Raw genomic sequence first — 19,780 nt, forward strand, 5'->3', positions numbered from 1 at the left:
ATAAGTAAATGAGTAAGCGTTATTTTGGTACTGATGGTATTCGTGGCAAGGTTGGCCAATTTCCAGTAACCCCTGATTTTGTTCTTAAGCTGGGTTGGGCTGCAGGTAAGGTATTCTCAAGAGAAGGTCACAGTAAAATACTGATTGGCAAGGACACGCGCATCTCAGGTTACATGTTTGAATCTGCCTTAGAAGCGGGCTTGTCTGCTGCTGGTGTGGATGTCTTACTCACCGGTCCGATGCCAACCCCAGCTGTTGCTTATTTGGCACGCACTTTCCGTGCTGATGCAGGTATCGTCATTAGTGCATCTCACAATGCTTACTACGATAACGGCATTAAATTCTTCTCTTCAGAAGGTACTAAGCTGCCTGACGAAATTGAGCAGGCGATTGAAGCGCAGATGGATATCGCAATGACTACGGTAGATTCTGCAGAGCTAGGTAAAGCGCGTCGTATCGATGATGCTGCAGGTCGTTACATTGAGTTTTGTAAGGCTACTGCTGGTGGTATCAGCCTGAAAGGCTTAAAGATAATTTTAGACTGTGCTAATGGTGCAACCTACCACGTTGCGCCTGCTGTATTTTCCGAATTGGGTGCAGAGGTTGTTGAGATAGCATCAGCGCCAGATGGTCTAAATATTAATGAAAAATGCGGTGCTACCGCTACGCAGCGTTTGCAAACGGTCGTCACGGCAGAAAAAGCAGATTTAGGTATCGCTCTAGATGGTGACGGTGATCGCGTGATTATGGTTGATCACCTGGGTGAGGAAGTTGATGGCGACGAGCTTCTATACATGATTGCTGCGCAAATGCGCCGTGAAGAATCGTTCCATGGTGGGGTTGTTGGGACGTTAATGACTAACTTTGGCCTAGAGCAAGCTTATGCGCGTGAAGGTATTCCATTTGTTCGTGCCAATGTTGGTGATCGTTATGTAATGGAACAGTTGTACAAGCATGATTGGTTGCTTGGTGGTGAAAGCTCAGGCCATATCGTGTGTCGCCATTTAACCACTACAGGAGATGGTACGGTTGCAGCATTGCAAGTACTTAAGGCAATCGTTGAAACCGGCGAGACATTGAATACTCTGCGTCACGGTATGACAAAATTACCGCAGAAAATGATCAATGTACGTATGGCGCAAAAGCACAATATTGCAGAGGTTGAAGAGATTAGTGTTGCCGTTGCTAAAACAGAAGCACAATTAGGTGATCGAGGCCGTGTTTTACTTCGTCCATCAGGCACTGAACCAGTGGTTCGCGTTATGATCGAAGGTGAAAACGAAGAAGAAGTTAACAGCTTGTGTCAGCAGTTGGCGGATGAGGTTGAAAAAGCACTGCTTGCGCTTGAAAGTTCAGAGTAAGCCAGTTAATATTTGCGCCTCTTTAAATGGGGGTATAAATGCGTACAGCCTTAGTAGCCGGTAACTGGAAAATGAATGGTAATTCAGCATCTATCAATGCGTTGATGGAAGGTCTGAATGCTGAGCTTAAATCCAATGCTGTTGATGTGCTGGTTTGTCCGCCGTCTATATACCTATCTCAAGTTCAAGCATTGACTGCTGATTCTGTTATTGCACTGGGTGCACAGAATGTAAGCGAGCAAAATAACGGTGCTTTTACGGGTGAGATCTCTTTAGAGATGTTGCAAGATTTAAGCTGCGAATACGTTATTCTTGGTCATTCCGAGCGTCGTAGTTTGTATGCTGAGTCAGACGAGCTGGTTGCTGATAAATTTAAAGCAACAGTTGCAGCTGGCTTGAAACCAATCCTATGTGTTGGTGAAACGCTTGAAGAGCGTGAAGAAGGTAATACACTTGCGGTTGTTGAGCGACAGATAAAAGCTGTTGTAGATGCTGCAGGGATCGAACAATTTGTAGATGCTGTAATCGCTTATGAGCCTGTATGGGCTATAGGCACAGGTAAAACTGCAACGCCAGAACAGGCGCAAGAAGTGCATGCGGCAATTCGTAATATGATTGCTGAATGTGATGCTGAGCTAGCTAGCAAAATGCGTATCTTGTATGGTGGCAGTGTTAATGCTGCCAATGCAGCTGAATTGTTCGCGAATGAAGATGTTGATGGGGGGCTTGTTGGTGGAGCATCCCTTAAAGCAAACGACTTTATTGCCATCTGCCAAGCGGCAGGTGCATAACTAACGGTTCTGAGATGGAAACAGTAGTTTTAATTATTCATGTATTGTTGGCAGCCGCTGTAATTGGCTTAATTTTGCTGCAGCAAGGCAAGGGTGCTGAAGCTGGCGCTTCTTTTGGTGCAGGTGCTTCGCAGACTGTTTTTGGTAGTACCGGTAGCGGTAACTTCCTTTCTCGCGTAACAGGCATTGTTGCTGCGGGCATTTTTGTTACAAGCTTTGTTTTAGCTGTATACGCTAAAGAGAAAGCTGATTCTGTTGGTGATGCAGGTATTCCTTCTGCTGAGCTTATCGAAAGCAAAGCAGCAGAGTCTGCTGTTGCTGAAGAGCCAGCGCTACCTGTTTTTGATGAATCTAAGCCAAAAGCGCCTGTAGATTCTGACATTCCTCAAAATAACTAATAGTTTCTAAAAGTTTGTTGCCCAAGTGGTGGAATTGGTAGACACGCTATCTTGAGGGGGTAGTGGCCGTCAGGCCGTGCCGGTTCAAGTCCGGCCTTGGGCACCATATTTCTTGATTAAGAGCCTCAGTACATATACAATTTGCACCAGTTTTTGGATAAGTGAATTGTTTATTCAGTAAGTCTCTTATTCTTTGAAGTCAAAAAGCTAAATTTTGTTAGCTATCCAGACTTCAGATCCTCAGAAATGTTGGATCGTTTAGGTTTTTGATGCGGGGTGGAGCAGCTTGGTAGCTCGTCGGGCTCATAACCCGAAGGTCGTTGGTTCAAATCCAGCCCCCGCTACCAACCTTATTTTACGTAAGGCCCCTTTTAAGGGGCTTTTTCGTAGGCAAAATGCAGAGCCTTTAATCTAAGGGGTTGCATATCGGGAATGGGTCATTAGACCCATTTTTTGTTTTTGAAATTTACGATATTAAATCTAACTTATTGTTTTATAAGTGTTTGATATCTTAGTGTTAGAACAGGTGGGTTATTCGTGTCAGCGAAAATGAAACTATTACAAGAGTTGATTGAGCCTTCAGTTACAGCGCTGGGGTTTGAGCTCTGGGGTATTGAGTTTCTCTCACAGGGAAAACACAGCACCCTACGGGTGTATATCGATTCTGATAACGGCATTAACGTAGATGATTGCGCTAAAGTCAGCCATCAGGTCAGCGGAATTATGGATGTAGAAGATCCGATTGCAGGTAACTACACCCTTGAGGTGTCCTCTCCTGGTATGGATCGTCCTCTATTTACACTTGAGCAGTTTGAAGCCTATGCAGGATCTGTTATTCAGGTTCGCTTACGAATTGCGTTTGAAGGCCGCCGTAAATTTAAGGGTGTGCTGAATGGTGTTGAAGGCGACGACATTCTGGTAGTGGTCGACAATGAAGAATATATGCTGCCGATTGAGTACATCGATCGTGCAAACATTATCCCTCAGTTCTAAACGTGGATTAGAGGTCTTAGGCGAGGCAGAAGCATGAATAAAGAGATTCTGTTGGTTGCGGAAGCAGTTTCTAACGAGAAAGATGTTCCGAAAGAAGTAATTTTCGAAGCGATTGAAGTTGCACTAGCAACGGCAACTAAGAAGCGTTACGACGAAGAAGCGGATATTCGCGTAGTTATTGATCGAGCTACAGGCGATTACGAAACTTTCCGCCGCTGGTTGGTTGTGAGCAACGAAGAAGTACCTGCACTAGGTACTGAACTGACGATGGAAGAAGCTGAAGAGATTGATGCTTCTCTAGAGCCAGGTAGCGTACATGAAGAACAGGTTGAATCTGTTAAGTTTGGTCGTATTGCGGCACAAACAGCTAAACAGGTTATCGTTCAGAAAGTTCGCGAAGCAGAGCGTGCGAAAGTTGTTGAATTGTACCGTGATCGTCAAGGTGAATTGATCTCGGGCAGTGTTAAAAAAGTAACGCGCGATAACATTATTGTAGATCTAGGTAACAATGCTGAAGCATTGCTGCCTCGCGATCAGCTAATCCAGCGTGAAGCATTCCGCATGGGCGATCGTGTACGTGCGGTTCTTCTTGAAGTTCGCTCTGAAGGCCGTGGTCCTCAGTTGATCTTGAGCCGTTCTTGCAACGAAATGTTGATTGAGCTGTTCCGTATCGAAGTGCCAGAGATCTCTGAAGAAGTGATTGAAATTCGTGCGGCGTCTCGTGATCCAGGTTCGCGTGCGAAGATTGCTGTTAAAACTAATGATGGTCGTATCGACCCTGTAGGTGCATGTGTTGGTATGCGTGGTTCACGTGTGCAGGCGGTATCTAACGAATTGGGCGGTGAGCGCGTTGATATCGTGCTTTGGGACGACAACCCGGCACAGTTGGTTATCAACGCAATGGCGCCTGCAGATGTCGCATCTATCGTAATGGACGAAGAAACACATTCGATGGATGTGGCAGTTGCTGAAGAAAACTTAGCGATGGCGATTGGCCGTAGTGGCCAGAACGTACGTCTGGCTTCCGAGCTTACTGGCTGGGAACTAAACGTAATGACTGAAGAAGATGCACAAGAGAAGCATCAATCTGAAGTTGGTTCTGTGATCGATACATTCATCAACCACCTAGATGTTGATGAAGATGTTGCTGAAGTGTTGGTAGAAGAAGGTTTCACCACACTAGAAGAAGTTGCTTACGTTCCTGTTGATGAAATGTTAGAGATCGATGGTTTCGATGAAGCTATCGTAGAGGAGCTACGTAAGCGTGCGAAAGATGCACTTCTAAATCTTGCTATTGCAAGTGAGGAAAAATTAGATAGTGCAGAACCAGCAGCAGACCTGTTGGAGATGGACGGTATGGACAAGCACTTAGCTTACCTACTGGCCGCGCAAGGTGTAATTACTATGGAAGATCTAGCGGAACAGTCTATTGATGACCTACTAGATATTGAAGGCCTAGATGAAGAGCGAGCTGCAGCGTTAATCATGACTGCTCGTGCACCATGGTTTGCTGAAGAGTAAAGATTAACGGAATAGGAGCCTCCTAACATGGCAGAAGTAACAGTTAAGCAGCTTGCCGAAATGGTTGGTGTTTCCGTTGAGCGTTTGTTAGAACAAATGCAGGAAGCTGGCATTTCAGGTAAAAACGAAACCGCGGAAGTTTCTGAAACTGAGCGTCAATCATTGCTAAATCACCTTAAGCGTAGTCATGGTGAAGATGCAGATGATGCTGAGCCTAAGAAAATTACACTTAAGCGTAAAACTACATCGACTCTAAAAGTATCCGGTGCTTCAGGTAAGAAGAAGACTGTAAACGTTGAAGTACGCAAGAAACGTACTTATGTGAAACGTTCAGAAGTGGAAGGTGCTGAAGGCGAAGCTGATCAGCAAGCGGAAGCACAGAATGCTGAAGAGTTACGCTTAGAAGAAGAGCGTAAACAGCAGGAAGCAGAAGCTCAAGCAGCACGCGAAGCTGAAGAAAAAGCAGCTAAAGAGCGTGAAGCTGAAGAACAGCAGAAGCGCGAGCAAGAAGCTAAAGCTGCAGAGCAGAAGAAACAAGAAGCTGAAGCTGCAGAAAAAGCTAAGCAGAAGAAAGAAGAAGAGGCTAAGCGCCGTAAAGCTGAAACAGAACAGCGCTTCAAGGCTCAAGAACAGGCTAAGAAAAACGATTCTGGCAACGATCGTCGTGGCAAAGGCAAGAAAAAAGGCAATGACACGCGTGGTCAGCAGGATCGTCGTGGCGGCAAGATCAGCCGTAATCGTGGTAAGAACGGCAAGCCGCTTTCGAACAAGCCAAATGAGCACGGCTTTAAAGAGCCAACTACTCAGCAGGTTATCGAAGTCTCTATTCCTGAGAGCATCACAGTTGCAGATCTTGCGAAGAAGATGAACGTTAAGGCTGCTGAAGTGATCAAGGTAATGTTTGGTATGGGCGCTATGGCGACTATCAACCAAGTTATCGATCAGGATACAGCAACACTTGTTGTAGAAGAGATGGGCCACACTCCTAAGCCAATGCAAGAAAACGCGGTAGAAGAAGCGTTGATGGAAAGCATTCAGGCGCAGCAGGGTGATGCTGAAGGTCGCGCACCGGTTGTGACTGTAATGGGTCACGTAGACCACGGTAAAACGTCTCTATTAGATTACATTCGTTCTTCACGAGTAGCGTCTGGTGAGTCTGGTGGTATTACCCAGCATATCGGTGCCTACCACGTAGATACTGATAACGGCATGGTTACATTCCTTGATACTCCGGGCCACGCTGCGTTTACCGCAATGCGTGCACGTGGTGCCTCTGTAACCGATATCGTAATCCTAGTAGTTGCAGCAGACGATGGCGTAATGCCACAGACTGAAGAAGCGGTTCAGCACGCGAAAGCGGCTGGCGTACCTCTAGTTGTTGCTGTTAACAAGATCGATAAAGAACAAGCTGATCCAGATCGTGTTAAAAACGAATTGGCAGCACTGGACGTTATCCCAGAAGAATGGGGTGGTGAGAACCAGTTCGTAAACGTATCTGCTAAATCAGGTCAAGGTATTGAAGAGCTTCTGGATGCAGTACTACTGCAGTCTGAAATCTTAGAACTTGAAGCTGTACCTAATGCTCCTGCTCAGGGTGTAGTAGTTGAATCACGCTTAGATAAAGGTCGTGGTCCAGTTGCTACTGTACTTGTACAGAACGGTACGCTACGTAAAGGTGATATCGTACTTGCAGGCCTTCACTACGGCCGTGTACGTGCAATGCTGGATGAGAACGGTAAGCCTATCGATTCCGCTGGTCCTGCGATCCCTGTAGAAATCCAAGGTCTGGATGGTACACCAAACGCAGGTGACGAATTCACTATGGTATCTAACGAGAAGAAAGCACGTGAAGTTGCTCTATTCCGTCAGGGTAAATACCGTGATGTTAAGTTGGCTCGTCAGCAGAAATCTAAACTTGAGAACTTGTTTGCAAACATGCAAGCGGGTGATGTTAAGACTTTCAACATCGTACTGAAGACAGACGTACGTGGTTCTTTGGAAGCGCTAACGCATGCTCTAGAAGATCTATCTACTGATGAAGTTAAAGTGAACATCGTATCTGGTGGTGTAGGTGGTATCGCAGAAACTGATGCTAACCTTGCGGTAACAGCAGATGCATTGATGGTTGGCTTTAACGTTCGTGCTGACGCTCAGGCGCGTCAGGTGCTAGAGCGTGAAGGTATTGAACTACGCTACTACAGCGTAATCTACGACATCATTGATGACGTTAAACAGGCGATGGGCGGTCTGCTATCTCCTGAATACCGTGAAGAGATCGTGGGCATTGCTGAAGTACGTGATGTATTTAAAGCGCCTAAGATCGGTGCGGTTGCCGGCTGTATGGTTACAGAAGGTACTGTCTTCCGTAACAAACGTATCCGTGTCCTACGTGAAAACGTTGTAATATATGAAGGTGAACTAGAATCTCTACGTCGCTTCAAAGATAACGTTAACGAAGTACGTCAGGGTATGGAGTGTGGTATCGGCGTTAAGAACTACAACGACGTTAAAGTCGGAGACCAAATTGAGGTTTACGACACAGTTGAAATTCAGCGCACACTTTAACGTTGCAAATACAAGGTAATAAATAACCTTTATGGCACGCGATTATAGTCGTACATCTAGGATTGCTGACCAGCTCCAACGTGAGCTGGCTCAGCTGATCCAGTTTGAAATAAAAGATCCACGCTTAGGTATGGTTACAGTTAGCCATGTCAAAGTCAGTAAGGATCTAGGTTTTGCTGATGTCTACATCACTGTTTTACCACTTAATGGTAAAGATGAAGCAGAAGCAATTATTGATTCACTAAAAGTACTGAACAATGCTGCAGGTTTCCTTCGTGGAGAACTGTGTCGTAACGTTCAGCTACGTGTTATGCCGCAACTGCGTTTCCATTTCGATGAAACGATCGAGCGTGGTAGACATCTACATCATCTGATTGAGGCGGCTATCCGTCAGGAAAATCAGAGCGCTTCTAAAGACGCTGACGAGGAATAATCGTGGGCCGTCGTAGAAAATCCCGAGGCCGGGCGGTCGACGGTGTATTCTTGTTGAATAAACCGTCCGGTATCTCTTCTAATTCCGCTCTACAGCAAGTTCGACGCATTTATGATGCGGCCAAAGCCGGTCATACAGGTGCCTTGGATCCACTTGCCACTGGTATGCTACCGATTTGTTTAGGTGAAGCGACTAAGTTCTCTCAGCACCTGCTCGATTCTGATAAACGCTATATCACAACAGCTAAGCTTGGTATTCGTACAGATTCTAGTGATGCTGATGGCGCTGTCGTCGAAGAAAAACCTGTTCCAACAGATCTGACTGAAGACAATATAGATACTATTTTGCAGTCAGAGTTTAGCGGTGAAATAGAACAAGTTCCTTCGATGTTTTCAGCGTTGAAACACCAAGGGCAGCCGCTTTATAAGTTGGCTCGAAAGGGTATTCAGGTCGAAGTAAAGCCGCGTAAAGTAACGATCCATGAGATCAAATTAACGGCTTTGCGAGATGATGAAATTGATCTTGAAGTCTTTTGTTCGAAAGGGACTTATATCCGTTCAATTGTCGAAGATCTCGGCCATATCCTGGGTTGTGGTGCGCATGTCAAAATGCTCCATAGACTGGATGTGGGTGCATTCACGGCTGACCGAATGATGAGTTTGGATGAGCTGCGCGATTTAGTGCCCGAAAACAGTGCTGAAGAAGAGCAAAAAGGCATACAAATCGAGCTGGATAAGCTATTATTGCCAGCCTGGGCTGCTGTAGATGATCTACCGGCAGTTCGATTAGATGATCAGCAAACCAGTTTGATTATGCATGGCCAATCAGTCCCTAATGCTGATTATGCAGAAGGTAGCTTGGTTCGTTTGTTTGGTACATCACTTGATAGCGATGTAGAGCGTTTCTTGGGCGTTGCCGAAGTAGTCGAGCAACAGCTAAAACCTAAGCGTCTTATCTGCACTGAAGCTGATCAATAAAGATTTTATTTGGTTCTCGTAAGAGGGCCGATGTGGCGTTGTACTGAAAATATGCTCGGTGCATCGTTTCTTTTTAATCCGGCGATCTTAAGATCGTGTGCATATTTTTTAGGAGTATGAAAATGGCATTAACTGCTGAGAAAAAAGCGGCAATCGTTGCAGATTTCGCTCGCGCTGAAGGCGACACTGGTTCCCCAGAAGTTCAGGTAGCTCTACTATCTGCTAACATCGAAGGTCTACAAGGTCACTTCAAAGCGAACAAACACGACCACCACTCTCGCCGTGGTCTGATCCGCATGGTTAACCAGCGTCGTAAGCTGCTGGACTACCTAAAAGGTAAAGATGCTGATCGTTACCTTGAGCTGATCAAGCGTCTAGGTCTGCGTCGCTAAGTTAGTGTGAATTCTCTGGGGCCATACAATGTATGGCCCCGGTTTTATCTGGGGTAAGAAAAGGTAACTATTTCATCCCGCCCGTACTCAAATGCGCTTTCAGAACTATCGAGAGCTTATTTGAGTACTGGCAAGACAGAAGGCATGAAAGTTATCTGAAAACTGCCCCGCCAAATTATTTAAAGGAAAATTATTGTGTTCCAAGTAGCTACTAAAACATTCCAGTTTGGTGGTCAGGAAGTAACTATCGAAACTGGCCGCGTTGCGCGTCAGGCGACAGGTTCTGTCCTGGTTAAAATGGGTGGTAACGAAGTACTTTGTACAGTTGTTGGCGCTAAAGAAGCAAAAGAAGGTCAGGGTTTCTTCCCTCTTTCTGTTCACTACCAAGAGAAATACTACGCTGTAGGCCGTATCCCTGGTGGTTTCTTCAAGCGTGAAGCACGTCCATCTGAGAAAGAGACGCTTACTTCTCGTCTAATCGACCGTCCAATTCGTCCACTGTTCCCTAAGGGTTACATGAACGAAGTTCAGGTTGTTTGTACAGTAATGTCTGCTGACAAAGTAAATGATCCAGATATCGCAGCGATGATCGGTACGTCTGCTGCACTAGCAATCTCTGGTATCCCATTCCAAGGCCCAATCGGTGCAGCACGTGTTGGCTTCACTGAAGAAGATGGTTACATCTTAAACCCATCTTATGAGCAGCTTGAAACATCTGAGCTGGACATGGTTGTTGCTGGTACGTCTGACGCTGTGCTAATGGTTGAATCTGAAGCGCAAGAGCTTTCAGAAGACGAAATGCTTGGTGCGGTTCTATTCGCTCACCAAGAGATGCAAGCAGTTGTTAACGCTGTTAACGAACTTAAAGCTGAAGCGGGTAAAGAAGCTTGGGTTTGGACTGCACCTGAAAAAGATCAAGATCTAATCGCTAAAGTACGCGCTGAAGTAGGCGAAGGCATCACAGCTGCTTACCAAGTTGCTGATAAAATGCAGCGTCAAAACGCACTGGCTGAGCTTCGCGCTCAAGCGGTTGAAAACCTTGCAGGTGATGAAGAAGGTCAGCCTTCTGCTGGTGATGTATCTGGCATCGTTAGCTCCCTAGAGAAAGAGATCGTTCGTGGCCGTATCGTTGCAGGTGAGCCTCGTATCGATGGCCGTGATAACAAGACTGTTCGTGGTATCGATGTTCAAATCGACGTACTACAAGGTACTCACGGTTCTGCGCTATTCACTCGTGGTGAAACTCAGTCTATCGCGACTTGTACACTAGGTACTGCACGTGATCAGCAGATCATCGATGCGATCGAAGGTGAGCGTAAAGATCCATTCATGTTGCACTACAACTTCCCTCCATACTCTGTAGGTGAATGTGGTCGTATGATGGGGGCTGGTCGTCGTGAAATTGGTCACGGTCGTCTAGCGCGTCGTGGTGTTGCTGCAGTTCTTCCAACTCAAGAAGAGTTCCCATACACAATCCGTATTGTATCTGAGATCACTGAATCTAACGGTTCTAGCTCCATGGCTTCTGTATGTGGTGCGTCTCTATCTATGATGGATGCAGGTGTACCACTTAAAGCACCAGTTGCGGGTATCGCAATGGGTCTTGTTAAAGAAGAGAACGGCTTTGCTGTCCTAACTGACATCTTGGGTGACGAAGATCACCTAGGTGACATGGACTTTAAAGTAGCGGGTACTGAAACAGGTATCACTGCACTTCAGATGGATATCAAGATCACTGGTATCACTGAAGAGATCATGGACATTGCGCTTGAGCAAGCATACGAAGCACGTGTTCACATCCTGAAAGAGATGGCTAAAGTTATCGGTTACGCTCGTCCAGAGCTTCCAGATAACGCTCCAGCATTGACTCAGTTGAAGATCAACCCAGAGAAGATCCGTGACGTAATCGGTAAAGGTGGTGCTACTATCCGTGCTCTTACTGAAGAGACTGGCGCATCTATCGACATCGAAGACGATGGCACAGTTCGCGTATACGCTGCAGACAAAGCAGCAGCTAAAGCGGCTACTGATAAGATCATCGAAATCACTGCTGAAGCAGAGATTGGTCAGGTTTACGAAGGTAAGGTTGTACGTATCGAAGACTTCGGTGCATTCGTTAACATCCTGCCGGGTAAAGATGGTCTAGTTCACATTTCTCAGATCGACAACAAGCGTGTTGAGAAAGTAACTGACTACATCCAGATGGATCAGATGGTTAAGGTTAAAGTACTGGACGTAGACCAGCGTGGCCGTATCAAACTATCTATGAAAGACCTACTTGCTGATGATGCAGTAAGCTAAGTTTCTTTTAGCGGTTAGTGGTGAAAGTGTTTCGCTACTAGTTGCTAAAGACTGAAAAAAAACCGCCGATTTATCGGCGGTTTTTTTATGTGTGACATAAACCTTAATCGGTTAATGGCCGTACAAGATAAGATTCTTTGTTGACCGAAAGGCAGTAGCTGTGGGAACTTTCTGGTAAGCGTTATAACAAAGATATACTGGTCTATTGCTAGCTTTTAAATTGGAGGATGCCTGAATGAGTGAACAACGAGCAATACTTGCTGGTGGATGCTTCTGGGGTATGCAGGATCTAATTCGTAAATTACCGGGCGTTATAGCGACTCGTGTGGGCTACACCGGTGGTGATGTGCTTAATGCTACTTACCGGAATCATGGTACTCATGCTGAGGGTATTGAGATCCTATTTAATTCAGAACTGATTTCGTACCGAACCTTATTAGAGTTTTTCTTCCAGATTCATGATCCTACCACGCCTAATCGACAGGGTAACGATCGCGGTACTTCTTACCGCTCAGCGATCTATTTTTTAGACGACGAGCAAAAGCAAACGGCGCTAGATACAATCGCTGATGTTGAAGCCAGCGGCTTGTGGCCAGGTAAGGTGGTGACGGAAGTCGAAGCTGCTAGCGATTTTTGGGTGGCAGAGCCTGAGCATCAGGATTATCTTGAGCGCTATCCTGGTGGATATACCTGCCATTTTCCGCGTCCTGACTGGGTGTTGCCTAAACGTTCGTAAGCAGCTAGTTGCTAGAAGCTAGGAGTTAGTCCATAGCCACTCTAGGGTTAGTGTGGCTTAATTTGACCGTAGGTTGTATTAAGACCTCGCTAATAAGGTGAATGCTAGTGCAACTTTTAACTCTAACGAAGACTTCTTTTTTTATTTTTGATTTAATGAACTCAATTTTGAAATTTTAGATACCTTTGGAAAGCATTCATGAGTTACGAGCTAACTGGCAAAATTAAACTGATCCAAGATCCGCAAACGTTCAATAGTGGCTTCACTAAACGTGAAATGGTCGTGACAGTTGATGACGGTAAATACCCTCAAGAGATCAACTTAGAGTTTGTGCAAGATAAGGTTAGTTTGCTTGAATCGTTGCAGGTCGGACAGGAAGTTACAGTGAGCTTTGATATTCGTGGTCGAGAGTATAATGGGCGTTATTACAACAACCTTGTTGGCTGGAAGATTCAGTCAGCGTCATCTCCAGAAGCTTCTGAGCAAGAGTACTTTAACTCCAATGCAGCGCCGGCACCTCAGCCAGCTGACTTTGACGACGATATTCCGTTCTAAATGACGTAGCTATTTTAGCTCTTGGTATAAACAAAAAAGCCCCGAATTATCGGGGCTTTTTATTGCTGACGTTATCTAGTGATTAGATACGTGCAGCTGGGATAGCTTGTGGTGCAACGCTTAGGTCTTCGCTTGGTGGAGCGAAAGACGTTAGGTTGATACCTTCAACAGCTGCTTTGTACTCTTCCAATGTTGGGAAACGGCCCAAGATAGTAGAAAGAACAACCATTGGAGTAGAACCTAGTAGAGATTCACCTTTCTTCTCAGCAGAGTCTTCTACAACACGGCCTTGGAATAGACGAGTAGAAGTTGCTAGTACAGTGTCACCTGCTTCAGCTTTCTCTTGGTTACCCATACATAGGTTACAGCCTGGGCGTTCTAGGTACAGAATGTTCTCGTACTTAGTACGCGCTTCTTCTTTCGGATTCTCATCATCGAAAGTGAAGCCAGCGTATTTCGCTAGGATGTCCCAATCGCCTTCAGCTTTTAGCTCGTCAACGATGTTGTAAGTTGGCGGAGCAACAACTAGAGGTGCGTTGAACGTGATAGGACCGTTCTTCTCTAAGTTGCGTAGCATTGCAGCAATGATCTGCATGTCGCCTTTGTGAACCATACAAGAACCAACGAAGCCTAGGTTAACTTCACGGCCATTGTAGTAAGAAGTTGGACGGATAACATCGTGAGTGTAACGCTTAGAAACGTCTTCGTTGTTAACGTCTGGGTCAGCAATCATTGGCTCATCGATTGCGTCTAGGTCAACTACTAGCTCAGCGTAGTACTTAGCGTTGTCGTCTGGAGCAAGCGCTGGAGCTTCGCCAGATTTAACTTCAGCGATACGCTTGTCAGCTAGAGCGATAAGGCCTTGAAGCATGCCTGCTTCGTTTTCCATACCTTTATCGATCATGATCTGGATACGAGACTTAGCTAGTTCTAGAGACTGAATTAGTGTTTCGTCAGTAGAGATGCAGATAGAAGCTTTCGCTTTCATTTCTGCAGTCCAGTCAGTGAACGTGAACGCTTGGTCAGCTAGTAGAGTACCGATCTGTACTTCGATTACGCGACCTTGGAAAACGTTTTCGCCAGCGAACTTCTTAAGCATCTGCGCTTGAGTAGCGTGTACGATGTCACGGAAGTCCATGTGAGGCTTCATAGCACCTTTGAAGGTTACTTTGACAGACTCTGGAATTGGCATTGCTGCTTCACCAGTAGCCAATGCGATCGCAACAGTACCGGAGTCAGCACCGAATGCTACACCCTTAGACATACGCGTGTGAGAGTCACCACCAATGATGATTGCACGGTCATCAACAGTGATGTCGTTCAATACTTTGTGGATTACGTCAGTCATTGAGTGGTAAACACCTTTCGGATCACGTGCAGTGATTACGCCGAATGCGTTCATGAATGCCATTAGCTTAGGCGTGTTAGCCTTAGCTTTGTTATCCCATACAGACGCTGTGTGACAACCAGACTGGAATGCACCATCAACGCTTGGTGAGATTTTAGAAGCAGCCATTGCTTCTAGTTCCTGACAAGTCATAGGACCAGTAGTGTCCTGAGAGCCTACGATGTTCACTTTAACGCGAACGTCAGAACCAGTGTGTAGAGGAGTCTTAGAAGTCACGCCTACTGCATTGCGGTTGAAGATTTTTTCAACAGCAGTTAGACCTTGGCCTTCGTGAGAGATCTCTTTAGATGGAGCGTAAACAGCTGGAGCTTCAACGCCTAGAGTTTCAGCAGCGAACGTTTGAAGTTTCTTACCGAATGTTACCGCGTAAGAACCACCCGCTTTCATGAACTCAACTTTTTGTGGTGTGAACGCGTCTGAGATATCAGCTAGTTCTTCGTCGCCGTTGTACAGCTTCTTAGCTTTAGTATCGATAGTTAGAACAGTACCAGTAGCTACAGAGTATGCTTCTTCTAGTACTGGATCGCCGTTTTCGTCACGAACAACTTCGCCGTTTGCGTCAGTTTTCTTAACCCAGTTCTTAAGGTCAAGACCAATACCGCCAGTTACACCAACCGTAGTTAGGAAGATAGGCGCGATACCGTTAGTACCCGCAACAACCGGTTTGTTGTTTACGAACGGGATGTATGGAGAAGTTGGCTCACCTGCCCAAAGTGCAACGTTGTTTACACCAGACATACGGGAAGAACCTACACCCATGGTACCTTTCTCAGCGATCAGCATCACTTTAGCGTCTGGGTTGTCTTCACCCATCTTCTTAATTTCTTGCTGAGCTTCTGGAGAGATCATGCACTTACCGTGCAACTCACGGTCTGCACGTGAGTGAGACTGGTTGCCAGGAGAAAGAAGGTCAGTAGAGATATCGCCTTCAGCAGCAATGTAAGTGATAACTTTGATTTTCTCAGGGATATCGTCAAGCTTAGTGAAGAACTCTGCTTTAGAGTAGCTTTCTAGGATATCTTTAGCGATTGCGTTGCCCGCTTTGAAAGCGTCCGCTAGACGAGCTGTATCAGCGTCGTATAGGAATACTTGAGACTTAAGAACTTCGCCCGCTGCAGCAGCTTGTGCGTCGTCAGATAGAGCGATGTCTAGTAGTGCTTCAACAGAAGGACCACCTTTCATGTGAGACAGTTGCTCAAGAGCGAACTCTGGAGAGATCTCAGCAACAGTTTCTTTACCTAGAGCGATGTCTTTTAGGAAAGCCGCTTTAACGCCAGCCGCTGGAGTTGTACCAGGTAGCGTGTTATAGATGAAGAAGTTTAGAGAAGCTTCGCGCTCTGCATTACCAGTGTCTTTGATCTGGGCAATGATTTCAGATAGCAATTCAGCGCTATCGATTGGTTTTGGGTTTAGACCCAGGTCCTTTTTACGAACCTCAATTTCTTCTAGGTAGTCAGAATAGTAGCTCATGGCGTCCAACGTCTCACTTAAATCTAGTTATGATTTGTGCGCAGATTATAAAAAAAAACAGGCAAACAGCTCAATCAAAACTATTTAAATGAGGCTAATAGTCGCTATAAATTTAAAAAATAGTACTTAAATCAAGGCTTTTAAAGAGGGTATACATTGGTTGTAGGTATCTATTTTTATTATAAAAAATGGCAGTTTTTGCCTTTATTGAAAATAGTAATCATTTAAAATTGGTTTTAATTGTTTTCTTAATTGAAAATAATAATCATTTTTCAAGGGATTGCTTAATTAGCCTTTGTTTCTGTGCTCGTTGCTGACGCATAGTCCGCCAGTCCGTGGTTTCGTTGGTACAGTCTTCTATTGGAGAGGTAAGTGGAATTAATTTGCTCTCCTTCTATTAATGCCATTTGATGACAGCCTTTATTATCTAAATTAGCTAAACAGAAGCTAGCTTAATTATTAGATGTTTCTTCGGGGAGCTTTTACCCACTGTCGAACCCCAATTAACCAAGGATGGATGTTTTTCCAAGCTAAATCCTAGTTTCTAAATCGAGGTTACTGATAGTGATAAACGCCTCTAGCTTTCTTAGCGCACCCTCTATCTATAGCTTAAACATCGCTTTCTTATCGATCCCATAATCCAGTTCCGAGCTCTATCTGAAATGCAGCGAGCTTGATTCAAATTTCTTCGCTTCTGTTCAAAAAAAAACCGTTTTTACTAGCAAATAGTCTTAGATTGTATGTAATTTATGCTATTTTATGCCCGTATTACTTGCTTTGAGTCGGTTATTGTCTAATATTGTCGACAATCTTGATGAAGTAATAATTTGTGTTGCAGAAAATATCGGTACGACGGCCGATAAATCTAGGATGTTCTGCAATAGCGGTTCGTGTGACGCCTGAAAATATAACCAACAAGGAAATCGAGCAGTTCCAGTGAACGAGAACTCGTAAAAATACAGGTTATGGCTTCAGCTGTGTCCTATCTGCGTGAGGTATAAAAAATGACAAGCCCGACCCATTTCGATCCATCTAGCTCTGTTAGAACACTCTCAGGAACAGAGCACAGCTACCATAGTCTTCCAGATACTGCAGAACAGTTTGGTATCGACCTTGATGCATTACCTTTTTCTCTGCGTCCTATCTTGGAAGGTATTGCTCGAAACGTTGGTCAAAACGGCGTAACTGCTGAGCAGGTTGAGGCGCTTGGAAGTTGGACAGAACACCAAGGTACAAAGCCGATCGAAATTCCTTTCACCGCGGGTCGTGTCATCATGCACGATTTAAGTGGTACGCCAGCGATTGTTGATTTTGCTGCGATGCGTTCAGCGGTTCAGCGTATGGGCTTAGATCCGGCAATCATTGAGCCTCTTGTACGAGCAGATCTTGTTATCGATCATACGGTAACAATGGACAATACGGGCAGCCCGGCTTCACTAAGAATTAATGGTGAACTAGAAGCGGAGCGCAACAAAGAGCGTTATGCCTTCTTGAAATGGGGAGCGCAAGCATTCGACACGATCCGAATTATTCCACCACAAACCGGCATTGTTCATCAGGTTAATCTAGAGTATCTGGCTCAGGGGTACCTAGACATTAACGGATTGATGGCACCAGATACGCTGATTGGTATGGATAGTCACACGCCAATGGCGAACGCGCTAGGTATTGTTGGTTGGGGTGTTGGTGGTATTGAAGCCGGTGCTTCTATGCTGGGTCAACCTATGCAGATGCTGGCACCCGAAGTAGTCGGCGTTGAGTTAACAGGCGCACTACGTGAAGGTGTTACTGCAACCGATCTAGTACTAACCATCACCGAGATGCTGCGTAAATACCCTGCGGGTGTGGTGGGTAAGTTTGTTGAATACGTAGGTGAAGGTTGTGCCAACCTTTCTCTTCCGGATCGTGCAACCATTGCAAACATGTCACCAGAATATGGCGCAACCATGGGCTTCTTCCCGTTTGATGAAGTATCTGCTGAGTATATGAGAGCAACAGGCAGGGATGGTGATCTGCCACTTGCATACTACACAGCTCAGAATATGGCTTGGAAACCAGGTCAGGCATTGCCGCGTTATACCGATCTTCTGAAACTTGATCTGTCTACCGTTGAGCCGTCTGTAGCGGGCCCGAAACGACCGCAAGATAGATTACCGTTAGCTGAGATTGGTAAGGTGTTCCAAAAAGCAGCTGCTGAAGGGGGGCGTAATCCTGAAGTCGTTAAAGTGACGCCGATGAAAGCAGACGAAGCGGGTATTTTCGCACCATTGCCTGAACGTGAGTTAAAAGACGGTGATATTGTGATTGCTGCGATTACAGCCTGTACCAACACCTCTAACCCAGGTCTATTGATTGCAGCGGGTCTGCTCGCTAAGAAAGCCAATGAACTCGGTATGAAAGTACCTGATGGTGTTAAAACGTCTTTGGCTCCAGGGTCACCGGTTGCTACCGACTTCCTAACCAAGGCTGGCCTACAGCAGCACTTGGACGCTTTGGGCTTTAATACTGCGGGTTACGGCTGTACTACCTGTGTGGGTAACTCTGGCCCTCTAGCACCAAGCATCGAAGAAGCGCTGCAGAACCACGATATCATCGCTGCGTCTGTTTTATCGGGTAACCGTAACTTTGAAGGTCGTGTGCATCCAGATGTTGATACCAACTTCCTGATGTCTCCACCGCTGGTGGTTGCTATGGCGATGGCTGGCAATGTCAATATTGATGTTACGACACAGCCAATTAGTCAGGATGCCAATGGTAACGACGTCTACCTAAAGGATATCTGGCCGAGCAATGCTGAAATCAGCCAGACCATGCTTGAATGCATGGACCCGAAAGCGTTCCGCGAAACCTACGAAAATTCTTTGGATGGCCCTGCTACATGGCAGAACCTCGAATCTCCAACGGGTCCTGTGTATGACTGGGCTGCAGACTCTACGTATATCCAAGAGATCTCTTTCTTCGATGGTTTCTCACTGGAAACACCTGAAGATGCGTTAAACAATATTGCTGGTGCACGCATGTTGGTGATGTGTGATGACAACACAACCACCGATCATATTTCCCCAGTAAGCCGAATTCGTCCAGATTCACCTCCAGGTGAATACTTAAGCTCACAAGGCGTCGCTGACGAAGATATGACATCACTGGGCGCACGCCGTGGTAACCACCATGTCATGTTGCGTAGTATTTTCGGCAACGTAAAAGCCAGAAACTTGCTGCTACCGGGTACGACTGGCGCAGTAACGAACTATTACTCGTCTAATGCCGCTCCAGCACAGATGTCTATCTACGATGCGGCTGAGCGCTACCGTTCTGAAGGTACATCTACAGTTGTATTTGGCGGCAAGCTTTATGGCACAGGCTCATCACGAGATTGGGCTGCAAAAGGTCCCGCACTGCTAGGTGTTAAAGCGATTATCGCTGAAAGCTTTGAGCGTATTCACAAATCCAATTTGGTGGGGATGGGTGTATTACCGCTGCAATTACCAGAAGGTGTGACACGTGCATCACTAAATCTTGATGGTACAGAAACCTTTGACCTGAGTGGTATCGATACTCTGGAACCACGCGGTACAGTTGGCTTGACTATAAACCGCGCGGACGGTTCATCGCAGCAGTTGGAGCTGACCTCTCGTGTTGATACTTCTTCTGAGCTGGATCAGATTCGCCACAAAGGCATCTTGCCGATGGTATTACGCGATATCATAGCTGCAAACGCATAATATCAACGTTCCTTTCTAGGAATTAAAAACCGCCGTTTATCGGCGGTTTTTTTATATCTGTGAATATATCTACATTAGTTTTATCCAAGTTTTATGTGGATAAGTACGTTAATAGGTTGAGAGTGAATGGCTGCATGCCAATGAATACAGAGTGTAT

Annotated in this window: 14 protein-coding genes and 2 tRNA genes; 15 read left to right on the forward strand and 1 reads right to left on the reverse strand. The window is 45.7% G+C overall.

Annotation, left to right across the window (positions count from 1 at the left end; genetic code table 11):
• The first annotated feature begins 8 nt into the window (after nucleotides 1-8).
• The 14 genes from glmM (at nucleotide 9) to ACMXYU_RS01980 (ending at nucleotide 13,023) form a co-directional block, all read left to right on the forward strand.
• Nucleotides 9-1,361 carry a phosphoglucosamine mutase gene (gene glmM, locus ACMXYU_RS01915; RefSeq protein WP_415899954.1) on the forward strand — a complete coding sequence of 451 codons (1,353 nt, stop codon included), beginning with the start codon at nucleotides 9-11 and terminating at the stop codon, nucleotides 1,359-1,361.
• 38 nt (nucleotides 1,362-1,399) lie between these two features.
• Nucleotides 1,400-2,152 carry a triose-phosphate isomerase gene (tpiA, locus tag ACMXYU_RS01920; RefSeq protein WP_415899955.1) on the forward strand — a complete coding sequence of 251 codons (753 nt, stop codon included), beginning with the start codon at nucleotides 1,400-1,402 and terminating at the stop codon, nucleotides 2,150-2,152.
• Nucleotides 2,153-2,166: 14 nt separating this feature from the next.
• The gene (gene secG / locus ACMXYU_RS01925) at nucleotides 2,167-2,550 is read left to right on the forward strand and encodes a preprotein translocase subunit SecG (RefSeq protein ID WP_415883307.1); all 384 of its coding nucleotides are present in this window, start codon (nucleotides 2,167-2,169) and stop codon (nucleotides 2,548-2,550) included.
• 19 nt (nucleotides 2,551-2,569) lie between these two features.
• Nucleotides 2,570-2,656, forward strand: a tRNA-Leu gene (locus ACMXYU_RS01930).
• A gap of 164 nt (nucleotides 2,657-2,820) precedes the next feature.
• A tRNA-Met gene (locus ACMXYU_RS01935) sits at nucleotides 2,821-2,897 on the forward strand.
• Between the two features lie 190 nt (nucleotides 2,898-3,087).
• Complete coding sequence (rimP, locus tag ACMXYU_RS01940; RefSeq protein ID WP_415883308.1) at nucleotides 3,088-3,543, forward strand: ribosome maturation factor RimP; 456 nt, start codon at nucleotides 3,088-3,090, stop codon at nucleotides 3,541-3,543.
• A gap of 33 nt (nucleotides 3,544-3,576) precedes the next feature.
• On the forward strand, nucleotides 3,577-5,064 hold the full coding sequence (nusA, locus tag ACMXYU_RS01945) for a transcription termination factor NusA (RefSeq protein WP_415886777.1): 1,488 nt from the start codon (nucleotides 3,577-3,579) through the stop codon (nucleotides 5,062-5,064).
• A 27-nt stretch (nucleotides 5,065-5,091) separates the two neighbouring features.
• Nucleotides 5,092-7,629: a translation initiation factor IF-2 gene (infB, locus tag ACMXYU_RS01950; RefSeq protein ID WP_415899956.1), complete on the forward strand. Its 2,538-nt coding sequence runs from the start codon at nucleotides 5,092-5,094 to the stop codon at nucleotides 7,627-7,629.
• 31 nt (nucleotides 7,630-7,660) lie between these two features.
• Complete coding sequence (rbfA, locus tag ACMXYU_RS01955) at nucleotides 7,661-8,062, forward strand: 30S ribosome-binding factor RbfA (protein WP_415883311.1); 402 nt, start codon at nucleotides 7,661-7,663, stop codon at nucleotides 8,060-8,062.
• Nucleotides 8,063-8,064: 2 nt separating this feature from the next.
• Complete coding sequence (gene truB / locus ACMXYU_RS01960; protein WP_415899957.1) at nucleotides 8,065-9,039, forward strand: tRNA pseudouridine(55) synthase TruB; 975 nt, start codon at nucleotides 8,065-8,067, stop codon at nucleotides 9,037-9,039.
• Nucleotides 9,040-9,161: 122 nt separating this feature from the next.
• The gene (rpsO, locus tag ACMXYU_RS01965; protein ID WP_415883313.1) at nucleotides 9,162-9,431 is read left to right on the forward strand and encodes a 30S ribosomal protein S15; all 270 of its coding nucleotides are present in this window, start codon (nucleotides 9,162-9,164) and stop codon (nucleotides 9,429-9,431) included.
• A 195-nt stretch (nucleotides 9,432-9,626) separates the two neighbouring features.
• The gene (gene pnp / locus ACMXYU_RS01970; protein ID WP_415899958.1) at nucleotides 9,627-11,732 is read left to right on the forward strand and encodes a polyribonucleotide nucleotidyltransferase; all 2,106 of its coding nucleotides are present in this window, start codon (nucleotides 9,627-9,629) and stop codon (nucleotides 11,730-11,732) included.
• 235 nt (nucleotides 11,733-11,967) lie between these two features.
• On the forward strand, nucleotides 11,968-12,468 hold the full coding sequence (gene msrA, locus ACMXYU_RS01975) for a peptide-methionine (S)-S-oxide reductase MsrA (RefSeq protein WP_415899959.1): 501 nt from the start codon (nucleotides 11,968-11,970) through the stop codon (nucleotides 12,466-12,468).
• A gap of 198 nt (nucleotides 12,469-12,666) precedes the next feature.
• A complete protein-coding gene (locus ACMXYU_RS01980; RefSeq protein WP_415899961.1) occupies nucleotides 12,667-13,023 on the forward strand; it encodes a DUF3127 domain-containing protein in 357 nt (118 codons plus the stop codon).
• Between the two features lie 82 nt (nucleotides 13,024-13,105).
• Here ACMXYU_RS01980 and ACMXYU_RS01985 read toward each other — a convergent pair whose 3' ends face one another.
• Entirely contained in the window at nucleotides 13,106-15,901 is a 2,796-nt protein-coding gene (locus ACMXYU_RS01985) for a bifunctional aconitate hydratase 2/2-methylisocitrate dehydratase (protein ID WP_415899962.1), read from the reverse strand.
• Nucleotides 15,902-16,905: 1,004 nt separating this feature from the next.
• On the opposite strand from ACMXYU_RS01985, the gene acnA reads away from it, so the two are divergent.
• On the forward strand, nucleotides 16,906-19,623 hold the full coding sequence (acnA, locus tag ACMXYU_RS01990) for an aconitate hydratase AcnA (RefSeq protein ID WP_415899963.1): 2,718 nt from the start codon (nucleotides 16,906-16,908) through the stop codon (nucleotides 19,621-19,623).
• Nucleotides 19,624-19,780 lie beyond the last annotated feature (157 nt).

It is taken from the genome of Neptuniibacter sp. QD48_11, assembly GCF_047778095.1.
In the GTDB taxonomy this organism is placed as follows: Bacteria; Pseudomonadota; Gammaproteobacteria; order Pseudomonadales; family Balneatricaceae; genus Neptuniibacter.

What these genes read in the sequence shown, in the direction of transcription:
- secG (WP_415883307.1), top strand. Translation starts at nt 2,167, where the DNA reads ATGGAAACAGTAGTTTTAATTATTCATGTATTGTTGGCAGCCGCTGTA.
- nusA (WP_415886777.1), top strand. Translation starts at nt 3,577, where the DNA reads ATGAATAAAGAGATTCTGTTGGTTGCGGAAGCAGTTTCTAACGAGAAA.
- msrA (WP_415899959.1), top strand. Translation starts at nt 11,968, where the DNA reads ATGAGTGAACAACGAGCAATACTTGCTGGTGGATGCTTCTGGGGTATG.
- tpiA (WP_415899955.1), top strand. Translation starts at nt 1,400, where the DNA reads ATGCGTACAGCCTTAGTAGCCGGTAACTGGAAAATGAATGGTAATTCA.
- acnA (WP_415899963.1), top strand. Translation starts at nt 16,906, where the DNA reads ATGACAAGCCCGACCCATTTCGATCCATCTAGCTCTGTTAGAACACTC.
- rpsO (WP_415883313.1), top strand. Translation starts at nt 9,162, where the DNA reads ATGGCATTAACTGCTGAGAAAAAAGCGGCAATCGTTGCAGATTTCGCT.
- rbfA (WP_415883311.1), top strand. Translation starts at nt 7,661, where the DNA reads ATGGCACGCGATTATAGTCGTACATCTAGGATTGCTGACCAGCTCCAA.
- ACMXYU_RS01985 (WP_415899962.1), bottom strand. Translation starts at nt 15,901, where the DNA reads ATGAGCTACTATTCTGACTACCTAGAAGAAATTGAGGTTCGTAAAAAG.
- infB (WP_415899956.1), top strand. Translation starts at nt 5,092, where the DNA reads ATGGCAGAAGTAACAGTTAAGCAGCTTGCCGAAATGGTTGGTGTTTCC.
- glmM (WP_415899954.1), top strand. Translation starts at nt 9, where the DNA reads ATGAGTAAGCGTTATTTTGGTACTGATGGTATTCGTGGCAAGGTTGGC.
- ACMXYU_RS01980 (WP_415899961.1), top strand. Translation starts at nt 12,667, where the DNA reads ATGAGTTACGAGCTAACTGGCAAAATTAAACTGATCCAAGATCCGCAA.